Consider the following 19,617-nt stretch of genomic DNA (forward strand, 5'->3'; position numbering starts at 1 on the left):
TCTCACCAGCGGTTCTGCCCCACCAGCGCATCCAGCCGCGCCTTCAGCTCGTCGGGCGCGCGGTAACACCAGACGCCGCCGAGCAAATCATGGAATCGTTTGTTGACCGAGGCTTCGCGCTCGATGCGGTCGATGGTTTCCATGCTGATGACATCCTCGAGCGGACCGGCGGCGAGCAGCGACAGCATCACCGGGTTGGCCTCGATCTTAAGGATCTCGACGATGAGGTCTATCGCCTTATCGGGGTACTCCTCCCGCAGGTCGCGCTCGTGGTCCATCATGGCGAAGAAATTGTCATCGCGGTCGCGATCGGATTTCGAATATTGCTCGACCCAGGCGCGCGCCAGTTCCACCACCGACATCGCCTCGCAATCAAGCGGATGTTTTGGCGTCCGGCGCGCGAGATCGTCGGCGCGCCAGCCCCTGCTGTCGGCAATCGCCTTGATGCGGCGTTTGAACGGCTCATCGGGCCCGAAGTGCATCCCGCCCAGCAGCCAGCGCAGTCCGGCGTTTTGCTTCGCTTCGGCTTCGATCCGTCCGATCACCGCAGCGCCGTGCGCATAGAGCAGCGACAGCATGAACTTGTCGTTGAGCTGCATCACGGTCGGCTTGTCGGGCTCAGAGCGCAGCACTTCCAGCGCGAGATCGAGCGCGCGGTCGGGCTGCTTGTGCGGCAGATGGTCGAAATAGAGGAACGCCGACCAGGCGGCGCCCGTCCGGTCGCGCCGGCTCACGCGCTGCAACGCGCCCCACATCGAAGCCAGTTCGGCGATCGGCATGGCATCGAGGAGCATCTCGGTATCGTCCGGCGTCGCCAGTTCCGGCGCCGCCGCGATGAGGGCGAGCATTTCAGCGCCTTCGGTCGATCCCATTGTTTGCACTCCACGGCAAACCGGCCCGACGCTCAAAGCACGCCAGGCATTTTGCCGTTAGTGCATTGCTGGGACGATCGGGTTCGAAGCGATCAATCGTCGCTGTCGCCGTTGCCGAACAGGCCGAATTGCGCGGGATCGCGCGCGGGTTCCGCGAGGCCAAGATGGCGGAAGGCGTGCGAGGTCAGAAGCCTGCCGCGCGGGGTGCGCTGCAAATAGCCGCACTGGATCAGGAACGGCTCGATGATGTCCTCGATGGCGTCGCGCGGCTCCGACAGTGCCGCTGCCATGGTTTCGACGCCGACCGGCCCGCCGCCGTAGTTCAGCGCGATCGTCGTGAGATAGCGTCGGTCCATGGCATCGAGGCCGGCGGCATCGACCTCCAGCGCGCTCAGCGCGTGATCGGCGATGGCGCGGTCGATGGAACTTGCGTCCGCCGCGGAGGCAAAATCCCGCACGCGGCGGAGGAGACGACCTGCGATACGCGGCGTGCCGCGGGCGCGGCGCGCGATCTCGTTGGCGCCATCAGGCGTCATGCCGATATTGAGCACGCGGGCGCCGCGGGTGACGATTTTTTCCAACTCTTCCTCGGTGTAGAAATTCAACCGCACCGGAATGCCAAAGCGGTCGCGCAGCGGATTGGTCAACAGCCCAGCGCGCGTGGTGGCGCCGACCAAGGTGAATTTGGCAAGATCGATCTTGACCGAACGCGCCGCCGGGCCCTCGCCGATGATGAGGTCGAGCTGGAAATCCTCCATCGCGGGATAAAGCACTTCCTCGACTGCGGGGCTGAGGCGATGAATTTCGTCGATGAAGAGCACGTCACGCTCTTCGAGATTGGTGAGCAGTGCGGCGAGATCGCCGGCCTTTGCAATGACGGGACCCGAAGTAGCGCGGAAGCCGACGCCGAGTTCGCGCGCCACGATCTGCGCCAGCGTGGTTTTGCCGAGACCGGGAGGACCCACGAACAGCACGTGATCCAGCGCCTCGTTTCGCTTGCGCGCCGCCTCAATGAAGATCGAGAGATTTTTTCGCGCCTGCGCCTGGCCGACGAACTCCGACAGCAATTGCGGGCGCAGCGCGGTGTCGCCGACATCGTCGGAACGGCGCTCGGGGGTGACGATGCGGGGCGGCGGGTTCACTCGCTGCCCCGCTTGTACTTGTTGGGCAGGAGTTCGCCGATGCTCACGACTTTCGGCGCACGGCCGTTGTCGGGGACGATGACCCGCGCGTTGGCGTCATAGTCGTGGATCAGCTCGCGACAGATGCCGCAGGGCGAGACCACCGCGATCTTGCCGGGTTCACCGGGCTTGGGGTGACGCACGGCGACGATGGTTTCGATGCCGTGGTCGCCGTTTTCGGTGATGGCGCGGCCGACGGCGATTGCTTCGGCGCAGACCGCGATCCGGCCGATATAGGCGTCGATATTCACGCCGGTGACGATACGGCCGTCACGGGTGCGCATGGCGGCGCCGACCTCCTGCCAGTCGTCGCGATAGCGCAGGCTGATGGCTTCGGTGGCGGCGGCGATCAGCTCCTCGTCCTTGTTGCTCAGCATGGTGGAGAATGTGTTCCTTCGTCAGTCGGCCGTCAGCCGACGGCAGTCTATTTCGACAATTCCTTCAAGCCTAGCCGTATCAGTTGCGCGGTCTCGGCCTTCTCACCGGCGCTGCGCGAGGCGGCAGCAATGGCGGCGGCGGCCTGCGGCTGGCCATAGCCGAGATTGACCAATGCGGAGATCGCATCCGTGACCGGGCGCGGCGCGCGGTGATCGTCGATCGCACCGGCGAGATGCACTACCGCCGGATCGACATTGGCGAACGCCGGTGCCTTGTCCTTCAACTCGCTGACGATGCGCTCGGCGACCTTCGGGCCGACACCAGGCGTGCGCGATACCGCGGCCTTGTCGCGCAGCGCGATGGCATTGGCGAGTTCGGCGGGCGGCAGCGTCGAGAGCACCGCGAGCGCGACCTTGGCGCCGACGCCCTGCACGGTCTGCAGCAGGCGAAACCATTCGCGCTCGGTATCGGTGCGGAAGCCGAACAGCTTTATCTGATCCTCGCGGACATAGGTCTCGATCGAGAGCACGGCGGCCTCGCCCGGCGATGGCAGCGCCTGCAGCGTGCGCGACGAACAATGCACCTGATAGCCGACGCCGCCGACGTCGAGGATCACGTAATCCTCGCCGTAAGAATCGATCAGGCCTTTGAGCTTGCCGATCATAGGCTCGCTACTTTCAGCCGCAGCGCGGCGCCCTGGCGGTGATGGGCGTGCGTGATGGCGATCGCCAGCGCGTCGGCGGCGTCAGCGGATTTGGGATCGGCTTTCGGCAGCAATATCTTCAGCATCACAGCGATCTGGTTCTTGTCGGCGTGGCCGGCGCCGACCACGGTCTTCTTCACCTGATTGGGCGCATATTCCGCAACCTGAATGCCGAACATCGCGGGCGCCAGCATGGCGACACCCCGCGCCTGGCCGAGTTTCAGCGTGGCGACGCCGTCCTTGTTCACAAAGGTCTGCTCGACCGCGGCTTCCGCCGGCCTGAAATCGCCGAGGACTGTCGCGAGCCCCTCATGGATCGCCAGCAGGCGGCTGGCCAGCGGCAGATCGTCCGGCGGCTCCACCGAGCCGCAGCCGATAAAGACGAGCCGGTTGCCCTCGGTTTCGATCACGCCCCAGCCGGTGCGGCGCAGGCCGGGGTCGATGCCGATGATCCGGACGGGTTGGCGAATCGGTGGGGGTGTCATGGCGTAGTGATAACGCCAGAGGCGGGTGAACGAAACATAAAGAGAACGGAAATCCCCGCGAAAGCGGGCTGGCCTCCCAATCGCTGGCAAGCCGCGATCACCGACCATCGTCGTCCCTGCGAAAGCAGGGACCCATAGCCACCGGCGGTTATTGGGCGAAAGGCGTCTGCCATCCTGCCATAGTCGATAGATCACGCAGTATGGGTCCCTGCGTTCGCAGGGACGACAGATCAACCGCCCATCTTCGCGACCAGCGCGTCGGAAATCTCGAAATTGGCGTAGACGTTCTGGACGTCGTCGTGCTCGTTCAACAGGTCCATCAGCTTCAACAGCTTCTCGCCGGTTTCGTCGTCGACCGCGATCGTATTCTGCGGCTTCCAGGTCAGCGCCGCCTTGCGGGCTTCGCCGAATTTCGCTTCCAGCGCCTTCGCAACCTCGCGAAAGGTTTCCTGCGAGGCATAGATCTCGTGGCCGCTTTCGCTTGACACCACGTCGTCGGCGCCGGCCTCGATGGCGGCATCCAGCATCGCGTCGTCGGAGGCTTTGCTTGCGTCATATTCGATGATGCCGGTGCGGTCGAACATGAAGGCGACCGAGCCGGTTTCACCGAGATTGCCGCCAGACTTGGCGAAGAAGGAGCGGATGTCGGACGCGGCGCGGTTGCGATTGTCCGTCAGCGCCTCGACGATCACCGCGACGCCGCCGGGGCCGTAGCCCTCGTAGCGGATTTCGTCGTAGCTCTCGCTCTCGCCGCCGGTCGCCTTCTTGATGGCGCGCTCGATATTGTCCTTCGGCATGTTTTCCTGCCGCGCCGCGATCACGGCCGCGCGCAGCCGCGGGTTCATGGCCGGGTCCGGGGTTCCGAGCTTGGCTGCTACCGTGATTTCCCGCGCCAGCTTGCCGAACAGTTTCGACTTCTGGGCATCCTGCTTGCCCTTGCGATGCATGATGTTCTTGAACTGGGAATGGCCGGCCATGCAGGGGTCTCTTGGATTCGTCCGGAGGGATGTGGGGTGAAAGCGCGGCCTTATAGGCCGGCAATCGGGCAAAATCAAAGATTTGCGGCCGATTCGGCTACTAAAGTAGCGCCCGCCAGCTGGAATATCAGGCAGTTGTTAACCATGATTTCATGCTCGGATGAGAGGATTTCGTACCGGTCCTCAACTTTTAAGAGACGTCATGGCGTTCGGTTTGTTCAAAAAGCGGGTGCCAGAAGCGGCTGCGCCTGCCGCTGAAGCCAAGGTTCCGCAGGCCCCGGCCGCGGCTGAGGGCGCCAGCACCGAGGGCGATTCGGCCAGGGCAATCCTTGAACTGCTGGAACTCGAACTTGGCACGATGATCCGCCAGCTCGAGCGCGCGGCCAATTCGGTCGCCGGCGGCGCCGAGGCGACCGCTGCGACGCTTTCCACCATCCGCCAGCGCACCGATGCCCTGACGAGCCGCACCAGCGCCGCACAGGGCACCGCGACGACCTTTTCGCATGCCGCCGACAAGTTCACCCAGTCGGCGCAGGGGATCGGCTCCCAGGTCCGCGACGCCGGCAAGCTCGCCGACCAGGCCAGCGACGCCGCCCGCGAAGCCAGCGCCAATGTCGACCGCCTGAGGGAGTCCTCGGCGGCGATCGGCAATGTCGTCAACCTGATCGCGCAGATCGCGCGGCAGACCACCTTGCTGGCGCTCAATTCCACGATCGAGGCCGCACGCGCCGGCGAAGCCGGGCGCGGCTTCGCGGTCGTCGCCACCGAGGTGAAGGCGCTCGCGGTGCAGACCCAGAACGCGACCGAGGAAATCACCAAGAAGATCGAGGCGCTGCAGCGCGACGCCGCGGGCTCGGTCGACGCCGTGCATCGCATCTCGCAGGCGATCGAAGCGATCCGTCCGGTGTTTGACAACGTCAACGGCGCGGTTGCCGAGCAGAGCGCGACGACCAGCGAAATGGCCGACAACGCGGCTTCCGCGTCCAGCTTCATCGGCTCGGTCGGCGACAGCGCCACCGAGATCGATCACGCGACCAAGGAAGCCGAAGAGCATGGCGAAAGCGTCGCCAAGGCCGGACGGGCCGTCACCGCGTTTGCACAGAAGCTCAAGGCGCGTTGCGCGGTGCTGCTGCGGCAGGGAGAGAAAGAAGGCGACCGCAAGGAGCGCCGCAAGGACGACAGGCTGCCTTGCAGCCTCAAGATCGAAATTGCCGCCCCGCGCGGGGTGATATCAGCACCGGTCTACGAAATTTCCATGGGTGGCATTCTGGTCAGCGGGGCAGACGCGGAAGCGCTGGCGCAGGGCCAGAGCTTCAACGCGACGCTTCAGGATATCGGCGCCTGCCGGGTTCGCATCGTCCAGCGGTCGAAGGCCGGCGCGCACGCGCAGTTCGAAAGGCCGGATACGGCCCTGGTCGAGAAGATCGAAGACAAAATATGGTCGATCCAGGACGACAACACCGAGGCGGTCACCCGCGCGATGGAAGCCGGCGCGGCGCTGAAGAAGATTTTCGAGAACGCCGTCGACAGCGGCGCCATCTCGATCGAGGAGATGTTCGACACCAACTATGTCGAGATCGCCGGCAGTAATCCGGTGCAGTACCGCACCAAGATCCTGGACTGGGCCGATCGCGCACTGCCGCCGTTCCAGGAATCGTTTCTGGCCAAGGACAAGCGGATGGCGTTCTGCGCCATGATCGACACCAACGGCTACCTGCCTGTTCATAACAAGATCTATTCGCACCCGCAGCGGCCGGGCGACGTCACCTGGAACACCGCCAACAGCCGCAACCGCCGCATCTTCAACGATCAGGCAGGCCTTGCCGCCGGGCGCAACCAGCGCGCCTATCTGATCCAGAGCTACGCCCGCGACATGGGCAACGGTAATACGGTGATGATGCGCGAGATCGACGTGCCGATCCGCGTCAAAGGCCGCCACTGGGGCGGCTTCCGCACGGCTTACAGACTCTAGTTAGTGCGCTCTCAGGCAAGACTCCAACGCGCGAATCGCGTTCTTGGAATTGGAATGCGATCGCCGCGGTGGGCCGATCATCGGCTCTGACTGGAGAAAGCTCGAACATGTCCTTTGTGCAGCGTGCAGTCCTGGACACTCAATCCAACCAGTCACTGGCCGAACGACTCATTGACCAGCTTGCCAACCGCATCGGCGGGCTCGGCGTGGAGCTTGCCGATATCGCCGGCAACGTCCAGGAGGTCGCGAGCCGCGTCGCGAACCAGTCGGAGCGGTTCCACCACTTACAGAAGACGGCCCAGACGATGGTCTCGGCCAACCGCGACATCGCTAATGCATCGCAGGCGGTGCAATCGACCACGACCGCAGCCGTCGGAGAGATCGTTCAGTCGCGCAGCGCGGTGGATACGGCCGTCAAGCATATCGCCGAACTCGTCGAAGCGGTCGGCCGCATCGAGGCCCGGCTCAGCGCCGTCGGCTCGGCCCTGTCGCAGGTTGCAAAAGTTTCCGGCTCGATCGAGGCGATTGCGAAGCAGACGAACCTGCTGGCGCTCAATGCCACGATCGAGGCGGCGCGCGCCGGAACCGCCGGCCGCGGCTTTGCCGTGGTCGCGAGCGAAGTGAAGAATCTAGCGGAGGGGACTCGCCAGGCCACGCAGCAGATTTCCGATACCATGCGCGATCTCGACGGCCAGATCGGCAGCCTGATCGGCGAGAGCAGCGACGCCTCACTCCGCGCCAAGAGCGCCGGTGAAGGCGCACAGCAGATCAGCGGCATCATCGCGCGCGTGCATCAGGGCATCGCGTCCGTAGGCCAGGAGATCGACGGCGTCGCCAGGGCCGCGACGTCCAATCTCGGCCATTGCGACACTGTTATCACCGAGCTCAGCGAGCTCGCCAAGGGCGTCGACCTCTCCTCGCGCGATCTCAAGCACGCGGACGACCGGGTGACAAAGCTGCTCGAGACCTCCGAAGGCCTGATCGCGCTGATCGCCGACAGCGGCGTCGAGACCTCGGATGCGCCGCTGATCCGCGTCGTCGTCGATACCACGAAGCGCATCTCGGCCGAGTTCGAGGCCGCGATCGACCGCGGCGAGATCACGCTCGACCAGCTCATGGACGAGAAGTATCGGGAAATCCCCGGCACCGATCCCAAGCAGTATCTCACCAATTACGTCGCCTTCACCGACCGCGTCCTGCCTTCCATCCAGGATCCGATCCAGAAGAGTGACCCGCGCATCGTGTTCTGCGTAGCCTGGGCCAAGGGCGGCTACCTGCCGACCCACAATCCGAACTACCGCCTGCCGCAGGGGCCCGACCCCGTCTGGAACAACGCCAATTGCCGCAACCGCCGCTTGTTCAACGACCGCGCGGTGAAGAAGGTGGCGGCGAACACCAAACCGTTTCTGTTGCAGACTTACCGCCGCGACATGGGCGGCGGTAATTTCGTCCTGATGAAGGACCTGTCGTCGCCGATCTTCGTCCGCGGCCGCCACTGGGGCGCATTCCGGATGGGTTTTCGGCAGAGCTAGACCGTGATTGTTCGTCGCGCGCTTCGGCGAGGGATGCCAGAGTGACGCAGATCAGCCATCACCGGGCGACCAGCTTCATACTCCCGTCGTCATTGCCGCTTTGACACGCCTCAACAAGGCGCACGCACTAAACGACGATTGCCATATCAATTCGCCTAAAACAGTAGCAATCGCGTTGCCCAATTGTGTGACGTGCCGCGTTGGCAATGCAGGCCAGCATTGCGAAAAATATTCTCGCTTCCTGGCCCGCCGTGGCGCGATATTTCCGACGCCTAACTCGGTGTCCGCTGCCTGACCGGCCGCGACCGTCGAGCGTACGTATCCTCACTTTTCGTTCTGAACCTTCCTTGTTCGAACTCGTTGTTGGCCGGGCCTGGAACCCGGCTAACGATCTGAGCATCTTGGTCGAGAGCGGGCTGTAGCGTCCGAGCACCATCCTCGCGCGCCGGCCCCAGGCAAGTGGAGATGAAAATGGCGCGATCTGGCACAGCAAGGCGTGTAACGCGAGCTGCTACGGTGCCGGAGAAAATTCCGATCAGGCTGACTGTCAACGGCAGCCAGATGGAACTCACGGTCGCCCCCTGGACGACGCTACTGGATGCGCTGCGCGACCATCTCGATCTGACCGGCACCAAGAAGGGCTGCGACCACGGACAATGCGGCGCGTGCACCGTGCTCGTCGACGGGCGGCGGATCAATTCCTGCCTGACGCTGGCAGTGATGAAGGAAGGCGCCGAAATAACCACCATCGAGGGCTTGGCGCGCGATGGCGAGCTGCATCCGCTGCAGCAGGCCTTCATCGATCAGGATGCGTTCCAGTGCGGCTACTGCACGTCGGGACAGATCTGCTCGGCCGCCGGGCTGATCGCCGAAGGCAAGGCAAGAACGCCCGACGAGATCCGCGAACTGATGAGCGGTAACATCTGCCGCTGCGGCGCCTATCCGAACATCGTGGCGGCGATCCTGCAAGCGATGGAGCGATCATGACCCCGTTCCAGTACGCGCGTGCCAACGACGTCGCCGACGCCATCAAGCAGATCGCCACCGATCCTTCCGCGAAATTCATTGCGGGCGGCACCAACCTGATCGACCTGATCAAATACGATGTCGAGGGCCCGACCCGGCTGATCGACATCTCGCACCTGCCGCTCAGGAGCGTCGAACCAACCGCCGCGGGCGGCGTTCTGATCGGGGCGATGGTGCCGAATACCGACCTCGCCTACCATCCGCTGATCGAACAGCGCTATCCGTTGCTCGCGCGCGCGATCATGTCCGGCGCATCGCAGCAATTGCGCAACATGGCCTCAACCGGCGGCAACCTCGTGCAGCGGACGCGCTGTTTTTATTTCTACGACACCACGACACCGTGCAACAAACGCGAGCCGGGCAGTGGCTGTTCGGCGATCGACGGCGTCAACCGCATCAATGCGATCCTCGGCACCAGCGAAGCCTGCATCGCGACGCATCCGTCCGACATGTGCGTGGCGCTCGCAGCGCTCGAAGCCGCCGTGCACGTCGCAGGCCCAGCCGGGACGCGCACCATCGCGCTTGCAGATTTCCATCGCCTGCCCGGCAACACGCCGCAGCGCGACACCAACCTCGAACCGGACGAGATCATCACAGCCATTGAGCTTCCGTCGAAGGGATTCAGCGCGAACTATTCCTACCTGAAGATCCGCGACCGCCTGTCCTATGCGTTCGCGCTGGTATCGGTTGCGGCAGCGCTCGAGCTTGACGGCGATACGATCAAGGATGCCCGCCTGGCGCTCGGCGGCGTCGCCCACAAACCATGGCGCAGTTCAGCAGCCGAAACCGTCCTGCGCGGCGAGCGCGCCGACGCCAGCGCATTTGCGCGAGCCGCAGACATCCTGCTGCACGGCGCCAAGGGCTACGGACACAACAATTTCAAGATCGGCCTGGCCCGGCGCGCCATCATGCGAACGCTCGGTCAGGCGGCGCGAGGCACGCCGCAATCGAACTCCGACAAGAAGATACGGTGAACGTCATGGCATCCTATATCGGATCAGCGACATCCCGCATCGACGGCAGGGCCAAGGTCACCGGCGAGGCCAGATATGCCGGCGAGTTCAACGTCCCCGGCCTCGTCCATGGCTATGTCGTCGAATCGGCGATTCCGAAGGGCCGGGTCGTGGGCATCGACACCAGCGGAGCGCTGGAGGTTGACGGCGTAATCGATGTGCTCACGCATCGGAATCGGCCGCCAATGGCTGATAATGACGATGCCTACAAGGACGAAGTCGCGACGGAAAAAGGCTCGCCCTATCGCCCGCTCTACGACGACAGGATCCTCTTCGGCGGACAGCCGCTCGCGCTGGTGCTGGCCGAGGATTGGGAAAGTGCGCGCGTCGCCGCCTCGCGTGTGCGGATCGAATATCAGAAAGAGCCCCACGTCACCGATCTGCATGCGCAGCGCGACACGGCGTTTGCCATCGACACGCCGGAGAAGCCACGCGGCGATGCCGGAAAAGCGTTTGCGTCCGCCGCCGTGCGCCATGTGGCCGAATATTTCATTCCGACCGAGCACCACAATCCGATGGAATTGTTCGCCTCGACGGCGATCTGGGACGACGGCCGGCTCACGGTCTACGACAAGACGCAAGGCGTGCAGAACGTGCAAAAATATCTCTGCGGCGTGTTCAAGATGAAGCCGGACGAGGTGCGCGTGTTGGGGCCCTATATGGGCGGCGGCTTCGGAGCCGGTCTGCGTCCGCAATACCAGGTCGTGCTGGCGGTGCTGGGAGCGCGTGCGCTCAAACGCCCGGTGCGCGTCATGCTGACCCGCGCGCAAATGTATGCCCTCGGCTACCGGCCGGCGAGCATCGAACGGCTTGCGCTCGGCGCCAATAGCGGCGGTACGCTCGACGCGATGACGCATGAGGCGATCGCCGTGACTTCGCAGTTCGAGGAATTCGCGCGCAACGATACCGGCTGGGGCAATCTGCTTTACAAAAGTCCCAACGCGAAATTCGAGCACAGGCTCGTGAAGCTCGACCTGCCGACTTCCTGCGACATGCGCGCACCGGGCGCTGCGACCGGCGTCTATGCGCTGGAATGCGCGATGGACGAACTTGCCATCGCGCTCAACACCGATCCGGTGCAGCTGCGGCTGCAATGCTATTCCGAGCGCCATCAAGGCGAGGATGTTCCCTATACCAGCAAGCAACTGCGCGAATGCTACCGGCAGGGCGCCGCAGAGTTTGGCTGGGACAAACGCAACCCGCAGCCTCGCTCGATGCGCGAGGGCAGCGAACTGGTCGGCTGGGGTATGGCGTCGGGCGTGTGGGAAGCCCTGCAGATGCCGGCCACGGTCCGCATTGTGCTGACGGCGAACGGCCATGCGGAAGTCGCGACTGCGGCCTCCGATATTGGCACCGGAACGTATACGATCATGGCGCAGGTCGCGGCCGACATGCTCGGCCTGCCGATCGACAATATCAGCGTCAAGCTCGGCGATTCGACGCTGCCGCAATGTCCCGTGGAAGGCGGATCGTGGATCGCGTCCTCGGTGTGTAACGCCATCGCGAATACTGCCCGCGAGGTTCGCGGCGACTTGCTGAAGCTCGCCAGGCGAATGAAGGATTCGCCGCTAGCGGACGCTGGCGTAGATGACGTCGCGCTGACGGACGGCAAGATCGTCAGCAAGCGCGACGCCAACCGCGCGGTCTCAATCGCCAGCGCGATGCTATCAGACAATGCCGAGCGCATCACGCGCGAGGAAACCAACAAGGTCGCCGAAGACAAGTCTCACGCGCGCAACGTCCACTCCGCCATCTTCGCTGAGGTCAAGGTGGATGAAGAACTTGGCGTTATCCGCGTCACCCGCTTGGTCAATGCCGTCGCCGCCGGGCGCATTCTCAATCTCAAGACCGCCCACAGCCAGGTCATGGGCGGCGTGGTCTGGGGGATCGGCATGGCGCTGCACGAGGAAACGCTGTTCGACCATCGCTTCGGACGCGTCATGAATGCCAATATCGCCGAATACCACGTGCCCGTGAATGCCGACGTGCACGACATCAAGGTGATCTTCGTCGATGAACCCGACGAGACCGTCAATCCGCTCGGCATCAAAGGCCTCGGCGAAATCGGTATCGTCGGCGTCGCGGCGGCGATCGCCAACGCGGTCTATCATGCGACGGGAAAACGCGTACGCGACCTGCCGATCACGCTCGACAAGGTGGTTCAGTTCAATTGAAGGCCCTCGTCAGACCCAGAAGCCCGGCACCGCAGGCTCGAGCCTGCCGCCGGCCCGCACCGGCGCCACGCGCAGCGCGAGGCCGGTGGCATCATCGGTCTCGACCGCAACGCCACTGAGGGTCGCAACGCCGGCCGCCGGCTCGAAGCGGCCCGAGGGAATGCCCGTCGTGAAGCGCCGCAGCGGCTCTTCCTTCTGCATACCGATGATGGAATCATAGTCGCCGGTCATGCCGGCATCGGTCATGAAGGCGGTGCCGCCGGCCAGGATCTGGTGATCGGCGGTCGGCACATGGGTGTGGGTGCCGACGACGAGGCTGGCGCGGCCGTCGCAGAAGAAGCCGATGCCCTGTTTCTCGCTCGACGCCTCGCCGTGGAAATCGACCACGATGGCGTCCGCCGCCTCGCGCAGCGGACAAGCATCGAGTTCGCGATTGAGAATCTGGAACGGATCGTCGAACGGCGTCATGAAGACGCGGCCGATGGCGTTGATAACAAGCGCGCGCTTGCCGTTCTTGGTATCGACCAGGGCGGCGCCGCGGCCCGGCGTGCCCTTTGGAAAATTGGCGGGGCGGACCAGCTTCGGCGCGCGCTCGATGAACACCAGCGCCTCGCGCTGATCCCAAGCGTGGTTGCCGAGTGTTATGGCATCGGCGCCGGCGTCGAGGAGTTCCTGATAGATCGCCTCGGTGATGCCGAAACCGCCGGCGGAATTCTCGCCATTGACGACGACGAAATCGAGCGACCAATCACGGATCATGCCGGGCAGATGTTCTGAGATGGCGGTGCGGCCTGCCCGGCCGACCACGTCGCCAACGAAGAGAATACGCAAAGTTCAGCTCCGGAAATCGAACACTTTCTTTTCCGTTAGCACATAATCCAGCGCCACGTCGTGCGGCAGCGCCGGAACGGCTTTTATTTCCTGCACGGAAAAGGCGGTCCCGACGGCCGTGATGGCTTTCACTTTACGCAAATGGGCGAGCGTGAAGTCGTAATGTCCCGCGCCGTAGCCGATGCGGTGGCCCTCGCGGTCGAACGCCGCCAGCGGAATCAACATGACATCGGGAATGAGTTCGGCGGCCGCCGGCGACGGCTCGAGGATGCCGAGCGGCCCCATCATCAGGCGGTCGTCGGGCGACCACGCGCGAAACGCCAGCGATTTTCCGCGCGCCATTACCGCGGGCAGCGCCAGCTTCGCGCCTTGCTCGGCGAGCTTGCGCATCAAGGGCGCGGGATCGATCTCGCTGCGGATCGGCGAATAGCCTGACACGACCATGCCGGGCGTGATCTCGAACGGCACACCGCGCTTTGACATGGCTTGCGCCGCGGCGGCGCGCTGCTCGTCGCTCAACGCATCGCGTTTGGCCAGCGCGGCGGTGCGGAGGTCGGCTTTCGACAGGGTTGCCGTCATGCGATGAATGATCCGTGTCCGACGCAATCGTAGCCCGGATGGAGCGAAGCGAAATCCGGGGCCTTGTCGCAACCACACAAACCCTGTCCCGGATTGCGCTTCGCTCCATCCGGGCTACGCTGGGCACGCCGCATCAGGCAGCAATGCACCGAAGAACTTTGGGAACAAACCCACCGACAAAATCAAAGTGCGAAGCCGCGAACGCCGTTGAAGCACTCGATCCCGGAGTTCCCTACGAAAGTAGGTGGGCACCATATGTCCGGGTCCACGGACCCGGCCAGGGACAGTTCCCTAAAGGATCGATAAGGCCCCGGGGATATATGGCTCCTGACGCACGACGCAGCTTCGCCAGCACAATGTAAGCACTACTGGCTCGATCCGCCAGCACTAACCAGCACTTCACCCAATCGCGACGCCGTTGCCGATGGTGCGGTTCAGCATCTGCGTGGTCTTTTCGATGCGGTCGGCGGCGGCGTTGAGCGCGTTGGCGACCGCGACTTGCGTGGCCTTGGCGCGGTCGGCGGCGGCGACGCGAACGTTGCGCAGGGTTTCGAGTTCGCCCTCCAGCGCGCGGATGCGCGCGTTGGCATCGAGCAGTTCGTCGCACACCGTCAGCGCGGCCATCACGGTGAGGCGCGCATCGCCGATCTCGCCGAACTTGCCGCGCAACTCGCCGACCCGCGTTTCCAGGCTCTCGGCAAGCTTTAACAGCCGCACTTCCTGCCCTTCCTCGCAGGCCATGCGGTATTGCCGGCCGTTGATGGTGACGTTGATGTGGCTCATTCATCCTCTCCGGCATCGAGCACCGCGCGGATGGTGCCGATCGCGGCATCCAGTTTTTCCGATATCTCGCGGTTGGTGCGCTCCAGCCGCCGCGTCTTCACCAGCGAGCCGTCGAGTTCGTCGGCGAGCCGCGAACGATCGGCGCCGAGCGCCTGGATGCGGCTCGCCAGTTCGTTCTCGTCGCGGTCGGCGTCGCGCCGCCGCTCGGCTGCGGCCTCAAGCGCATCGAGCGCCATCATCAGGCGCCGCGTGGCGACGTCGATGTCGGCATAGACCGGCTCGGCATTGCCGGCCCCATTGCTGTGACGATCGCTCATGAGAGACAGCGCGCACCTTCGCGGTAGGCCCGCCGCACAGCAGCAAAATCCGCGGTTCGGCAAGCGGTTAGAGCACGAAATTTACGTGGCAAGCGAGGGAAGCGCAACGCCGACGCGAAGCTATGCACCGCTAAGCAACTTTTCGTACCGGAAGAGCGTTTCCTCGCCTTGGACTCACGGGGATTGTGGTGCTATCCAGCCCGGACTTCCCCCAGGCCCACGCCCGTATTGCGGCCTTTCGCCCGGTACGCACCCGCAACCAAGCACCTCATTTCAGGCGGATTTTCATCATGACGCAGGTCGATCATACCCGTATGGCCAATGCGATTCGCGGCCTTGCCATGGATGCCGTCGAAAAGGCGAAATCCGGCCATCCGGGCTTGCCGATGGGCGCCGCCGACATCGCGACCGTGCTGTTCACACAGTTCCTCAAATTCGACGCGACGGCTCCGGCCTGGCCGGACCGCGACCGTTTCGTGCTCTCGGCCGGCCACGGCTCGATGCTGCTCTATGCCTTGCTGTACCTGACCGGCAACAAGGACATGACGCTCGACCAGATCAGGAATTTCCGTCAGCTCGGCTCCAAGACGCCGGGACATCCCGAGAACTTCGAGACCAGCGGCGTCGAGACCACAACCGGCCCGCTCGGCCAGGGCATCGCCACCGCGGTCGGCATGGCGCTGGCGGAGAAGATGCTGGTCGCGGAATTCGGCAAGAAGGTGGTCGGCCACCACACCTACGTGCTCGCCTCCGACGGCGACCTGATGGAAGGCGTGTCGCAGGAAGCGATCGCGATGGCCGGGCACTGGAAGCTCAACAAGATGATCGTGCTGTATGACGACAACGGCATCTCGATCGACGGCCCGACCTCGATTGCCGATTCGGTCGACCAGGTGAAGCGCTTCAAGTCCGCGGGCTGGGCGGCCGAGCTGATCGACGGCCACGATCCGAAGGCGATCGCAGCGGCAATCACCCGCGCGCAAAAATCCAACAAGCCGTCGCTGATCGCCTGCAAGACCACCATCGGCTACGGCGCGCCGACGCGGGCCGGCACCGCGAAGGCCCACGGCGAGGCGCTCGGCGCCGACGAACTTAAGGGCGCCAAGGAAAAGCTCGGCATCTCGCTCGAAGCCTTTTCGGTGCCGGACGACGTGTTGAAAGCCTGGCGTGCTGCCGGCAGCCGCGGCGCTGCCGCGCGCGAAGAGTGGCAAGCCCGCTTCGACGAACTCGGCACCCGCAAGCGCGCCGAGTTCGAGCGGCGGATGCGGCACGAACGGCCGGCTTCGCTGGCGAAGGCGCTGCGCGCCCACAAGAAGGCGCTCTTGGAAACGCCGCAGAATATCGCCACGCGGAAATCATCTGAATCCGCGATCGAGGCGATCGCATCAGCGATGCCGATGGAATTCCTCGCCGGCTCCGCCGATCTCACCGGCTCCAACAACAACAAGGCGAAATCGGCAGTGGCGTTCTCGGCCAAGACGCCGAAGGGCCGCTTCATCCATTACGGCATCCGCGAGCACGGGATGGCCGCGGCCATGAACGGCATCTTCCTGCATGGCGGCTTTGCGCCGAACGGTGCGACCTTCCTGATCTTCACCGATTATGCGCGGCCTGCGATGCGGCTGGCCGCACTGATGGGCACCGGCGTCGTCTACGTGATGACCCATGATTCGATCGGGCTCGGCGAGGACGGCCCGACGCATCAGCCGGTCGAACATCTCGCCGCTCTGCGCGCGATTCCCAACATGCGCGTGTTCCGTCCCTGCGACGCCGTCGAGGTCACCGAATGCTGGGAACTGGCGCTCAACCGGGTCGACGGTCCGACGGTGCTGGCGCTGACCCGCCAGAACCTGCCGCAACTGCGCACCTCAGCGCCGAACGACAATCCTTGCGCGCATGGCGCCTATGAGCTGGTCGCGGCACAGGGCGAAGCCAAGGTGTCGCTGTTCGCCTCGGGCTCCGAGGTCGAGATCGCGGTGGCCGCCCAGAAGCAGCTGGCGGAACGCGGCATCGCGTCGCGGGTGGTCTCGGTGCCCTCGCTGGAGCTCCTGCTGGCGCAGCCGGCGGACCGGCAGAAGGCCATCATCGGCAACGCGCCGGTCAAGATCGCCATCGAGGCCGCCGTGCGCTGGGGCTGGGACGCCGTGATCGGCGCGGATGGTGAATTCGTGGGCATGCACGGTTTCGGTGCCAGCGCGCCCGCCAAGGACCTTTTCAAGCACTTCGGAATTACCGCCGAGGCCGTCGTTAACGCTGCCGTGAAGCGCTTGGGGTGAAGGTTGAGATTACTGGGAAAAAGGACTACCTAGACCCCCATCTTGACCGTTCCCGCCCGGCCGAACCGGGCGTTCCGCCGTAAGCCCCTCGTGGAACGTTTCCGCGGGGATGGCGCCAGCTATTAGAGGAGAGACGAGCATGGCAGTCCGGGTCGCGATCAACGGATTTGGCCGCATCGGCCGCAATATCTTGCGCGCCATCGCGGAATCCGGCCGCAAGGATATCGAAGTGGTCGGGATCAACGATCTCGGCCCGGTCGAGACCAACGCTCATCTGCTGCGCTTCGATTCCGTGCATGGCCGGTTCCCCGGCATCGTCACCGTCGACGGCGACTCGATCAGCGTCGGCAATGGCAAGATCAAGGTTTCCGCCGAGCGCGATCCGTCAAAGCTGCCGTGGAAAGAACTCGGCGTCGACATCGCGATGGAATGCACGGGTATCTTCAGCGCCAAGGCCAAGGCCGTTGCGCATCTGACCGCCGGCGCCAAGCGCGTGCTGGTTTCGGCCCCCTCCGACGGCGCCGACGCGACCATCGTCTACGGCGTCAATCACGACAAGCTGACCAAGGATCATCTGGTCGTCTCCAACGGCTCCTGCACCACCAACTGCCTGGCCCCGGTCGCCAAAGTGCTGAACGACACCGTCGGCATCGAGACCGGCTTCATGACCACGATCCACGCCTATACCGGCGACCAGCCGACGCTCGACACCCTGCACAGCGATCTCTACCGCGGCCGCGCGGCGGCGATGTCGATGATCCCGACCTCCACCGGTGCGGCCAAGGCGATCGGCCTGGTGCTGCCGGAGCTTCAGGGCAAGCTCGACGGCGTCGCGATCCGCGTGCCGACCCCGAACGTCTCGGTGGTCGATCTCAAGATCGTCGCCAAGCGCGCCACCGACGTGAAGGAAATCAACGAGGCGATGAAGCGCGCCTCGGAGCAGCAGCTCAAGGGCATCCTCGGCTACACCACGGCGCCGAACGTCTCGATCGACTTCAACCACGATCCCCACTCGTCCACGTTCCACATGGACCAGACCAAGGTCCAGAACGGCACGCTGGTGCGGGTGATGTCCTGGTACGACAATGAATGGGGTTTCTCCAACCGCATGGGCGACACCGCCGTGGCGATGGGGAAGCTGCTGTAAGTCTCGTGTCCCGGACGCGGAGCAGCGTTCTCCTGGCGATGCGAAGCATCGTCCAGTACGCTGCTCCGCAGAGCCGGGACCCATTCCAGCCTAGGTCCCGGTTCTGCAGCGCAACGCTTCGCGCTGCGCAGCGCCCGGGACAAGAGACCTCCGATGACAAAATCATTCCGCACCCTCGATGACGTCGACGTAAAGGGCAAGCGCGTGCTGCTGCGCGTCGACCTCAACGTGCCCATGGAAAGCGGCCGCGTCACCGACGCGACGCGGCTCGAGCGCGTCGCACCGACCATCACCGAAATTTCCGACAAGGGCGGCAAGGTCATCCTGCTCGCCCATTTCGGCCGGCCGAAGGGACGCGACGCCAAGGATTCGCTCAAGCCCGTCGCGGCGGCGCTGGGACAGGTCATCAAGAAGCCGGTCGCCTTCGCCGAGGATAGCATCGGCGAAGCCGCGGCCAAGGCCGTGGCTGCGATGAAGGATGGCGACATCCTCTGCCTTGAGAACACCCGCTTCCACAAGGAAGAGGAGAAGAACGATCCAGCCTTCGTCGCCGAACTGGCAAAGCTCGGCGACATCTGGGTCAACGATGCGTTCTCGGCCGCGCACCGCGCGCACGCTTCCACCGAAGGCCTCGGCCACAAGCTGCCGGCCTATGCCGGCCGCACCATGCAGGCCGAACTCACTGCGCTTGAGAAGGCGCTGGAAGCGCCGACCAAGCCCGTGATCGCGATCATCGGTGGCGCCAAGGTATCGACCAAGATCGACCTGCTCGAAAACCTCGTGACAAAAGTCGATGCACTGGTGATCGGCGGCGGCATGGCCAACACGTTCCTGCACGCGCAGGGCGTCGGCGTCGGCAAATCGCTGGCGGAGAAAGACCTCGCGGCAACCGCGCTGCGCATCATGGAAAAGGCCGAGGCCGCGAACTGCGCCATCATCCTCCCCGTCGATGCCGTGGTCGCCTATCACTTCGCGGCCAACTCGCCCTCGCATGCCTATGGCCTCGATGCGATCCCGGCCGACGGCATGATCCTCGACGTCGGCCCGCAATCGACCGCGCGCATTCATGCCGCGATCGACGACGCCAAGACACTGGTCTGGAACGGTCCGCTCGGCGCGTTCGAAATGACGCCGTTCGACCGTGGCACCATGGTAGCGGCCAAGCATGCCGCAGAGCGGACCAAGGCCAAGAAATTGATTTCGGTCGCCGGCGGCGGCGACACCGTCGCCGCGCTGAACCAGGCCGGCGTGGCCGACGATTTTTCCTATGTTTCAACGGCCGGCGGCGCGTTTCTCGAATGGATGGAAGGGAAACCGTTGCCCGGCGTGGAAGTTCTGAAACTGCGTTAGACCGAGATTTAATGGGGCGCC

18 protein-coding genes and 1 other RNA gene are annotated in these 19,617 nt (G+C 64.4%); 8 read left to right on the forward strand and 11 right to left on the reverse strand.

The window, feature by feature from the left end; translation table 11 throughout:
- Nucleotides 1-2: 2 nt before the first annotated feature.
- The 6 genes from KIP88_RS17305 to KIP88_RS17330 form a co-directional block, all read right to left on the reverse strand.
- Nucleotides 3-872 (reverse strand): DUF6869 domain-containing protein, encoded by an 870-nt coding sequence (locus KIP88_RS17305; protein WP_214489140.1) that lies wholly within the window; start codon nt 870-872, stop codon nt 3-5.
- Nucleotides 873-964: 92 nt separating this feature from the next.
- Nucleotides 965-2,014 carry a Holliday junction branch migration DNA helicase RuvB gene (gene ruvB, locus KIP88_RS17310; protein WP_214489141.1) on the reverse strand — a complete coding sequence of 350 codons (1,050 nt, stop codon included), beginning with the start codon at nt 2,012-2,014 and terminating at the stop codon, nt 965-967.
- Complete coding sequence (locus KIP88_RS17315; protein WP_214489142.1) at nt 2,011-2,430, reverse strand: cytidine deaminase; 420 nt, start codon at nt 2,428-2,430, stop codon at nt 2,011-2,013. The genes ruvB and KIP88_RS17315 overlap by 4 nt, the downstream gene beginning before the upstream one ends.
- A gap of 47 nt (nt 2,431-2,477) precedes the next feature.
- The gene (gene ruvA, locus KIP88_RS17320) at nt 2,478-3,095 is read right to left on the reverse strand and encodes a Holliday junction branch migration protein RuvA (protein WP_214489143.1); all 618 of its coding nucleotides are present in this window, start codon (nt 3,093-3,095) and stop codon (nt 2,478-2,480) included.
- Nucleotides 3,092-3,619, reverse strand: a complete 528-nt coding sequence (gene ruvC / locus KIP88_RS17325) for a crossover junction endodeoxyribonuclease RuvC (RefSeq protein WP_214489144.1) — start codon at nt 3,617-3,619, stop codon at nt 3,092-3,094. Before ruvC ends, ruvA begins: the two co-directional genes overlap by 4 nt.
- Nucleotides 3,620-3,849: 230 nt before the next feature.
- Complete coding sequence (locus KIP88_RS17330; RefSeq protein ID WP_214489145.1) at nt 3,850-4,596, reverse strand: YebC/PmpR family DNA-binding transcriptional regulator; 747 nt, start codon at nt 4,594-4,596, stop codon at nt 3,850-3,852.
- 202 nt (nt 4,597-4,798) lie between these two features.
- On the opposite strand from KIP88_RS17330, the gene KIP88_RS17335 reads away from it, so the two are divergent.
- The 5 genes from KIP88_RS17335 to KIP88_RS17355 all read left to right on the forward strand — a co-directional run bounded on the left by KIP88_RS17335 (nt 4,799) and on the right by KIP88_RS17355 (nt 12,313).
- The gene (locus KIP88_RS17335) at nt 4,799-6,568 is read left to right on the forward strand and encodes a methyl-accepting chemotaxis protein (protein ID WP_214489146.1); all 1,770 of its coding nucleotides are present in this window, start codon (nt 4,799-4,801) and stop codon (nt 6,566-6,568) included.
- Between the two features lie 107 nt (nt 6,569-6,675).
- Nucleotides 6,676-8,100 carry a methyl-accepting chemotaxis protein gene (locus KIP88_RS17340; RefSeq protein WP_214489147.1) on the forward strand — a complete coding sequence of 475 codons (1,425 nt, stop codon included), beginning with the start codon at nt 6,676-6,678 and terminating at the stop codon, nt 8,098-8,100.
- 471 nt (nt 8,101-8,571) lie between these two features.
- On the forward strand, nt 8,572-9,087 hold the full coding sequence (locus KIP88_RS17345) for a (2Fe-2S)-binding protein (protein WP_214489148.1): 516 nt from the start codon (nt 8,572-8,574) through the stop codon (nt 9,085-9,087).
- Entirely contained in the window at nt 9,084-10,100 is a 1,017-nt protein-coding gene (locus tag KIP88_RS17350) for a xanthine dehydrogenase family protein subunit M (RefSeq protein WP_214489149.1), read from the forward strand. Before KIP88_RS17345 ends, KIP88_RS17350 begins: the two co-directional genes overlap by 4 nt.
- 5 nt (nt 10,101-10,105) lie before the next feature.
- Complete coding sequence (locus KIP88_RS17355; RefSeq protein ID WP_214489150.1) at nt 10,106-12,313, forward strand: xanthine dehydrogenase family protein molybdopterin-binding subunit; 2,208 nt, start codon at nt 10,106-10,108, stop codon at nt 12,311-12,313.
- Nucleotides 12,314-12,322: 9 nt separating this feature from the next.
- Here the strand turns inward: KIP88_RS17355 and KIP88_RS17360 are convergent, their stop codons facing one another.
- The 5 genes from KIP88_RS17360 to KIP88_RS17380 form a co-directional block, all read right to left on the reverse strand.
- Nucleotides 12,323-13,144, reverse strand: coding sequence for a TIGR00282 family metallophosphoesterase (locus tag KIP88_RS17360; protein ID WP_214489151.1), 822 nt, complete (start codon nt 13,142-13,144; stop codon nt 12,323-12,325).
- A gap of 3 nt (nt 13,145-13,147) precedes the next feature.
- Nucleotides 13,148-13,723, reverse strand: a complete 576-nt coding sequence (locus KIP88_RS17365; RefSeq protein ID WP_214489152.1) for a 5-formyltetrahydrofolate cyclo-ligase — start codon at nt 13,721-13,723, stop codon at nt 13,148-13,150.
- Between the two features lie 188 nt (nt 13,724-13,911).
- Nucleotides 13,912-14,072: non-coding RNA, 6S RNA (ssrS, locus tag KIP88_RS17370), on the reverse strand.
- A gap of 50 nt (nt 14,073-14,122) precedes the next feature.
- Nucleotides 14,123-14,506, reverse strand: coding sequence for a cell division protein ZapA (locus KIP88_RS17375; protein WP_214489153.1), 384 nt, complete (start codon nt 14,504-14,506; stop codon nt 14,123-14,125).
- Nucleotides 14,503-14,823 (reverse strand): DUF4164 domain-containing protein, encoded by a 321-nt coding sequence (locus tag KIP88_RS17380; RefSeq protein ID WP_214489154.1) that lies wholly within the window; start codon nt 14,821-14,823, stop codon nt 14,503-14,505. Before KIP88_RS17380 ends, KIP88_RS17375 begins: the two co-directional genes overlap by 4 nt.
- Nucleotides 14,824-15,113: 290 nt before the next feature.
- Here KIP88_RS17380 and tkt point away from each other — a divergent pair, with 290 nt between their 5' ends.
- The 3 genes from tkt to pgk all read left to right on the forward strand — a co-directional run bounded on the left by tkt (nt 15,114) and on the right by pgk (nt 19,596).
- Nucleotides 15,114-17,099 (forward strand): transketolase, encoded by a 1,986-nt coding sequence (tkt, locus tag KIP88_RS17385; protein ID WP_214489155.1) that lies wholly within the window; start codon nt 15,114-15,116, stop codon nt 17,097-17,099.
- Between the two features lie 139 nt (nt 17,100-17,238).
- Nucleotides 17,239-18,246, forward strand: a complete 1,008-nt coding sequence (gene gap, locus KIP88_RS17390; protein WP_214489156.1) for a type I glyceraldehyde-3-phosphate dehydrogenase — start codon at nt 17,239-17,241, stop codon at nt 18,244-18,246.
- 153 nt (nt 18,247-18,399) lie between these two features.
- Nucleotides 18,400-19,596 (forward strand): phosphoglycerate kinase, encoded by a 1,197-nt coding sequence (gene pgk, locus KIP88_RS17395; RefSeq protein ID WP_214489157.1) that lies wholly within the window; start codon nt 18,400-18,402, stop codon nt 19,594-19,596.
- The last annotated feature ends 21 nt before the right edge of the window (nt 19,597-19,617 follow it).

Origin of the sequence: Bradyrhizobium sp. SRL28, from assembly GCF_018596315.1 — a bacterium.
Taxonomy (GTDB): Bacteria; Pseudomonadota; Alphaproteobacteria; order Rhizobiales; family Xanthobacteraceae; genus Bradyrhizobium.

Excerpts from the sequence above, each read along its gene's own strand:
- KIP88_RS17305 (WP_214489140.1), bottom strand. The coding sequence starts at position 872 with ATGGGATCGACCGAAGGCGCTGAAATGCTCGCCCTCATCGCGGCGGCG.
- KIP88_RS17315 (WP_214489142.1), bottom strand. The coding sequence starts at position 2,430 with ATGCTGAGCAACAAGGACGAGGAGCTGATCGCCGCCGCCACCGAAGCC.
- ruvA (WP_214489143.1), bottom strand. The coding sequence starts at position 3,095 with ATGATCGGCAAGCTCAAAGGCCTGATCGATTCTTACGGCGAGGATTAC.
- ruvC (WP_214489144.1), bottom strand. The coding sequence starts at position 3,619 with ATGACACCCCCACCGATTCGCCAACCCGTCCGGATCATCGGCATCGAC.
- KIP88_RS17330 (WP_214489145.1), bottom strand. The coding sequence starts at position 4,596 with ATGGCCGGCCATTCCCAGTTCAAGAACATCATGCATCGCAAGGGCAAG.
- KIP88_RS17335 (WP_214489146.1), top strand. The coding sequence starts at position 4,799 with ATGGCGTTCGGTTTGTTCAAAAAGCGGGTGCCAGAAGCGGCTGCGCCT.
- KIP88_RS17340 (WP_214489147.1), top strand. The coding sequence starts at position 6,676 with ATGTCCTTTGTGCAGCGTGCAGTCCTGGACACTCAATCCAACCAGTCA.
- KIP88_RS17345 (WP_214489148.1), top strand. The coding sequence starts at position 8,572 with ATGGCGCGATCTGGCACAGCAAGGCGTGTAACGCGAGCTGCTACGGTG.
- KIP88_RS17350 (WP_214489149.1), top strand. The coding sequence starts at position 9,084 with ATGACCCCGTTCCAGTACGCGCGTGCCAACGACGTCGCCGACGCCATC.
- KIP88_RS17355 (WP_214489150.1), top strand. The coding sequence starts at position 10,106 with ATGGCATCCTATATCGGATCAGCGACATCCCGCATCGACGGCAGGGCC.
- KIP88_RS17365 (WP_214489152.1), bottom strand. The coding sequence starts at position 13,723 with ATGACGGCAACCCTGTCGAAAGCCGACCTCCGCACCGCCGCGCTGGCC.
- KIP88_RS17375 (WP_214489153.1), bottom strand. The coding sequence starts at position 14,506 with ATGAGCCACATCAACGTCACCATCAACGGCCGGCAATACCGCATGGCC.
- KIP88_RS17380 (WP_214489154.1), bottom strand. The coding sequence starts at position 14,823 with ATGAGCGATCGTCACAGCAATGGGGCCGGCAATGCCGAGCCGGTCTAT.
- tkt (WP_214489155.1), top strand. The coding sequence starts at position 15,114 with ATGACGCAGGTCGATCATACCCGTATGGCCAATGCGATTCGCGGCCTT.
- gap (WP_214489156.1), top strand. The coding sequence starts at position 17,239 with ATGGCAGTCCGGGTCGCGATCAACGGATTTGGCCGCATCGGCCGCAAT.
- pgk (WP_214489157.1), top strand. The coding sequence starts at position 18,400 with ATGACAAAATCATTCCGCACCCTCGATGACGTCGACGTAAAGGGCAAG.